Source organism: Nocardia mikamii NBRC 108933 (assembly GCF_001613505.1).
GTDB classification, from domain to species: Bacteria; Actinomycetota; Actinomycetes; order Mycobacteriales; family Mycobacteriaceae; genus Nocardia; species Nocardia mikamii.
Genome location: NZ_BDCM01000035.1, coordinates 1 through 5,434, shown reverse-complemented (window position 1 = coordinate 5,434; position 5,434 = coordinate 1). Strand labels below are relative to the sequence as shown.

Annotated in this window: 3 rRNA genes; all 3 read right to left on the bottom strand. The window is 56.6% G+C overall.

What is annotated here, in order from left to right:
- Nucleotides 1–5: 5 nt before the first annotated feature.
- The 3 genes from rrf to NMI01S_RS33595 all read right to left on the bottom strand — a co-directional run bounded on the left by rrf (nucleotide 6) and on the right by NMI01S_RS33595 (nucleotide 5,242).
- Nucleotides 6–122: ribosomal RNA gene (gene rrf, locus NMI01S_RS33605) — 5S ribosomal RNA — on the bottom strand.
- Nucleotides 123–286: 164 nt separating this feature from the next.
- A 23S ribosomal RNA gene (locus NMI01S_RS33600) occupies nucleotides 287–3,399 on the bottom strand.
- 326 nt (nucleotides 3,400–3,725) lie between these two features.
- Nucleotides 3,726–5,242: ribosomal RNA gene (locus NMI01S_RS33595) — 16S ribosomal RNA — on the bottom strand.
- Together the 16S, 23S and 5S rRNA genes form the textbook arrangement of a ribosomal RNA operon.
- Nucleotides 5,243–5,434 lie beyond the last annotated feature (192 nt).

The window sequence follows — 5,434 nt, the reverse complement described above, 5'->3', positions numbered from 1 at the left end:
GTATGTTCCGGCGGTGTCCTACTCTCCCACACCCTGGCGAGTGCAGTACCATCGGCGCAGGTGGCCTTAGCTTCCGGGTTCGGAATGGGACCGGGCGTTTCCCCACCGCTATAGCCGCCGTAACTCTATGAAACTGTCACACCCGTGACGAGAAAGAAGCAACAAGGGACTTCCCCTCGAACACCCCTCTCGCATACAAGGGGTTCCAGGGACAAGGTCCCCGCCTCTCTCAACACACGGGACGTGTGTTGTTTCAGATACCGCACAGTGGACGCGTAGCAGCTTTGTTGGTAAGTCCTCGGCCTATTAGTACCAGTCACCTCCATGCGTTACCGCACTTCCAGTTCTGGCCTATCAACCCAATGGTCTGTTGGGGGCCTTACCCCCTTAAAGGGGTGAGAAACCTCATCTTGGAACAGGCTTCCCGCTTAGATGCTTTCAGCGGTTATCCCTTCCGAACGTGGCCAACCAGCCGTGCCCCTGGCGGGACAACTGGCACACCAGAGGTTCGTCCGTCCCGGTCCTCTCGTACTAGGGACAGCCTTCCTCAAGTTTCTAACGCGCGCGGCGGATAGAGACCGAACTGTCTCACGACGTTCTAAACCCAGCTCGCGTGCCGCTTTAATGGGCGAACAGCCCAACCCTTGGGACCTACTCCAGCCCCAGGATGCGACGAGCCGACATCGAGGTGCCAAACCATCCCGTCGATATGGACTCTTGGGGAAGATCAGCCTGTTATCCCCGGGGTACCTTTTATCCGTTGAGCGACACCGCTTCCACATGCCGGTGCCGGATCACTAGTCCCGACTTTCGTCCCTGCTCGACCTGTCAGTCTCACAGTCAAGCTCCCTTGTGCACTTACACTCAACACCTGATTGCCAACCAGGCTGAGGGAACCTTTGGGCGCCTCCGTTACATTTTAGGAGGCAACCGCCCCAGTTAAACTACCCACCAGGCACTGTCCCTGAACCAGATCATGGCCCGAGGTTAGAGGTCCAATACGACCAGAGTGGTATTTCAACGACGACTCCACGAACACTGGCGTGCCCGCTTCACAGTCTCCCACCTATCCTACACAAACCGTACCGAACACCAATACCAAGCTATAGTGAAGGTCCCGGGGTCTTTTCGTCCTGCCGCGCGTAACGAGCATCTTTACTCGTAATGCAATTTCGCCGAGTCTGTGGTGGAGACAGCAGAGAAGTCGTTACGCCATTCGTGCAGGTCGGAACTTACCCGACAAGGAATTTCGCTACCTTAGGATGGTTATAGTTACCACCGCCGTTTACCGGGGCTTAAATTCTCAGCTTCGCGGATCACTCCGCTAACCGGTCCTCTTAACCTTCCGGCACCGGGCAGGCGTCAGTCCGTATACATCGTCTTACGACTTCGCACGGACCTGTGTTTTTAGTAAACAGTCGCTTCTCTCTGGTCTCTGCGACCCAACCCAGCTCCGAGTGCAAGACTCATCACCAGATCGGGCCCTCCTTCTCCCGAAGTTACGGAGGTATTTTGCCGAGTTCCTTCACCACAGTTATCTCGATCGCCTTAGTATTCTCTACCTGACCACCTGTGTCGGTTTGGGGTACGGGCCGTGTACCAACTCACTAGAGGCTTTTCTCGGCAGCATAGGATCACTGAATTCACCTCAACCGGCTACGCATCACCTCTCAGGCACATGAGACACGGATTTGCCTATGTCTCGCCCTACAGGCTTACACCCGGTAATCCACCACCGGGCCCAGCTACCTTCCTGCGTCACCCCATCGCTTGACTACTACAGCCAGGGTCGTGCGCAGCCACATCCGGCCTCCCGAAGGAGGTCCATCCGCTTTTGGGCACTTAGCACAACTGATTCGCCATTGGGCGCGGATACACGGGTACGGGAATATCAACCCGTTGTCCATCGACTACGCCTGTCGGCCTCGCCTTAGGTCCCGACTCACCCTGGGCGGATTAACCTGGCCCAGGAACCCTTGGTCATTCGGCGGACGAGTTTCTCACTCGTCTTTCGCTACTCATGCCTGCATTCTCACTCGCGCAGCCTCCACAACTAGGTCACCCCGCTGCTTCCCTGGCTACACGACGCTCCCCTACCCACCCAGTCGACTGGCCCGAAGGCGATCTACATGACTGAGTGCCGCGGCTTCGGCGGTGTACTTGAGCCCCGCTACATTATCGGCGCAGGATCACTTGACCAGTGAGCTATTACGCACTCTTTCAAGGGTGGCTGCTTCTAAGCCAACCTCCTGGTTGTCTCAGCGACCCCACATCCTTTTCCACTTAGTACACGCTTAGGGGCCTTAGCCGGCGATCTGGGCTGTTTCCCTCTCGACTACGAAGCTTATCCCCCGCAGTCTCACTGCCGCGCTCTCACACACCGGCATTCGGAGTTTGGCTGACTTCGGTAAGCTTGTGGGCCCCCTAGGCCATCCAGTAGCTCTACCTCCAGTGTGAAACACGCGACGCTGCACCTAAATGCATTTCGGGGAGAACCAGCTATCACGGAGTTTGATTGGCCTTTCACCCCTACCCACAGCTCATCCCCTCAGTTTTCAACCTAAGTGGGTTCGGGCCTCCACGACGTCTTACCGTCGCTTCACCCTGGCCATGGGTAGATCACTCCGCTTCGGGTCCATGACATGCGACTCAAACGCCCTATTCGGACTCGCTTTCGCTACGGCTACCCCACACGGGTTAACCTCGCCACACACCGATGACTCGCAGGCTCATTCTTCAAAAGGCACGCCATCACCCCACTCAAAAGAGACGGCTCTGACGGATTGTAAGCGCACGGTTTCAGGTACTATTTCACTCCCCTCCCGGGGTACTTTTCACCTTTCCCTCACGGTACTAGTCCGCTATCGGTCACCAGGGAGTATTCAGGCTTACCGGGTGGTCCCGGCAGATTCACAGCAGATTTCACGGGCCCGCTGCTACTCGGGTGCCCACTACGACAGAGAACACGTTTTCGTCTACCGGACTCTCACCGTCTACGGTTGGCCGTCCCAGACCAATTCGACTAACGCGATCTTTTCTGACTGTCGCCCAGATCGGCAGATCTGAGAAAGCAGGTCCCACAACCCCGGCCATGCAACGACTGCCGTCTATCACACACAACCGGTTTAGCCTCTTCCGCTTTCGCTCGCCACTACTCACGGAATCACTATTGTTTTCTCTTCCTGTGGGTACTGAGATGTTTCACTTCCCCACGTTCCCTCCACACACCCTATATATTCAGATGCGGGTAACACGACATCACTCGTGCTGGGTTTCCCCATTCGGAAATCCTCGGATCTCAGCTCGGTTGACAGCTCCCCGAGGCTTATCGCAGCCTCCTACGTCCTTCATCGGCTCCTGGTGCCAAGGCATCCACCGTACGCTCTTACACACTTACTAACAAAGATGCTCGCGTCCACTGTGCAGTTCTCAAACAACACACCCACCCAAACCGGAATTTCAGGACCAGCACCCTCGAAGAAGGCCGGTATCTCAGAAGATCTGAGCGGATCGTATTTTTTGCCTGGAAAGAACGTCTGTTCTTTCAGGACCCAACAGTGTGTCGATATATCTTCTCTGGCCGGCCACCGAGGACCAGCGTTGGTCGAGAAGAGCTTGTCAGCGTTCCACCCATGAGCTTCCGCGGTCCCACTGACGGGGACACAAACGGTCTCTGGCACAACCACATTCACCTGTGTGAAGCGTCGTGCAGAAGTGCTCCTTAGAAAGGAGGTGATCCAGCCGCACCTTCCGGTACGGCTACCTTGTTACGACTTCGTCCCAATCGCCGATCCCACCTTCGACGGCTCCCTCCACAAGGGTTAGGCCACCGGCTTCGGGTGTTACCGACTTTCATGACGTGACGGGCGGTGTGTACAAGGCCCGGGAACGTATTCACCGCAGCGTTGCTGATCTGCGATTACTAGCGACTCCAACTTCACGGGGTCGAGTTGCAGACCCCGATCCGAACTGAGACCGGCTTTAAGGGATTCGCTCCACCTCACGGTATCGCAGCCCTCTGTACCGGCCATTGTAGCATGTGTGAAGCCCTGGACATAAGGGGCATGATGACTTGACGTCGTCCCCACCTTCCTCCGAGTTGACCCCGGCAGTCTCCTGCGAGTCCCCACCATTACGTGCTGGCAACACAGGACAAGGGTTGCGCTCGTTGCGGGACTTAACCCAACATCTCACGACACGAGCTGACGACAGCCATGCACCACCTGTACACCAACCACAAGGGGGGCCGTATCTCTACGGCTTTCTGGTGTATGTCAAACCCAGGTAAGGTTCTTCGCGTTGCATCGAATTAATCCACATGCTCCGCCGCTTGTGCGGGCCCCCGTCAATTCCTTTGAGTTTTAGCCTTGCGGCCGTACTCCCCAGGCGGGGCGCTTAATGCGTTAGCTACGGCACGGATCCCGTGGAAGGAAACCCACACCTAGCGCCCACCGTTTACGGCGTGGACTACCAGGGTATCTAATCCTGTTCGCTACCCACGCTTTCGCTTCTCAGCGTCAGTTACTGCCCAGAGACCCGCCTTCGCCACCGGTGTTCCTCCTGATATCTGCGCATTTCACCGCTACACCAGGAATTCCAGTCTCCCCTGCAGTACTCTAGTCCGCCCGTATCGACCGCAAGCGTGCAGTTGAGCTGCACGTTTTCACGATCGACGCGACGAACCGCCTACAAGCTCTTTACGCCCAGTAATTCCGGACAACGCTCGCACCCTACGTATTACCGCGGCTGCTGGCACGTAGTTGGCCGGTGCTTCTTCTACAGGTACCGTCACTTGCGCTTCGTCCCTGTCGAAAGAGGTTTACAACCCGAAGGCCGTCATCCCTCACGCGGCGTCGCTGCATCAGGCTTCCGCCCATTGTGCAATATTCCCCACTGCTGCCTCCCGTAGGAGTCTGGGCCGTGTCTCAGTCCCAGTGTGGCCGGTCGCCCTCTCAGGCCGGCTACCCGTCGTCGCCTTGGTAGGCCATTACCCCACCAACAAGCTGATAGGCCGCGGGCCCATCTCGCACCGATAAATCTTTCCACCACCAACCATGCGATTCGTGGTCATATCCGGTATTAGACCCAGTTTCCCAGGCTTATCCCAGAGTGCGAGGCAGATCACCCACGTGTTACTCACCCGTTCGCCGCTCGTGTACCCCGAAGGGCCTTACCGCTCGACTTGCATGTGTTAAGCACGCCGCCAGCGTTCGTCCTGAGCCAGGATCAAACTCTCCGTTGAAGACTCCAGATTCGCCACCGAAGCAGCCAATCAGAAATATCTCGAACCAGAGTCCGAAAACCTAACTTAAACGCCAGCCGGAAAAATAGCTGACAAAAATGTCCGTCACCCTCACGGGGGGAGGATGAACGGAACCAAAATAAATATTTGGCACTGACATTCATCGACACACTATTGAGTTCTCAAAGAACA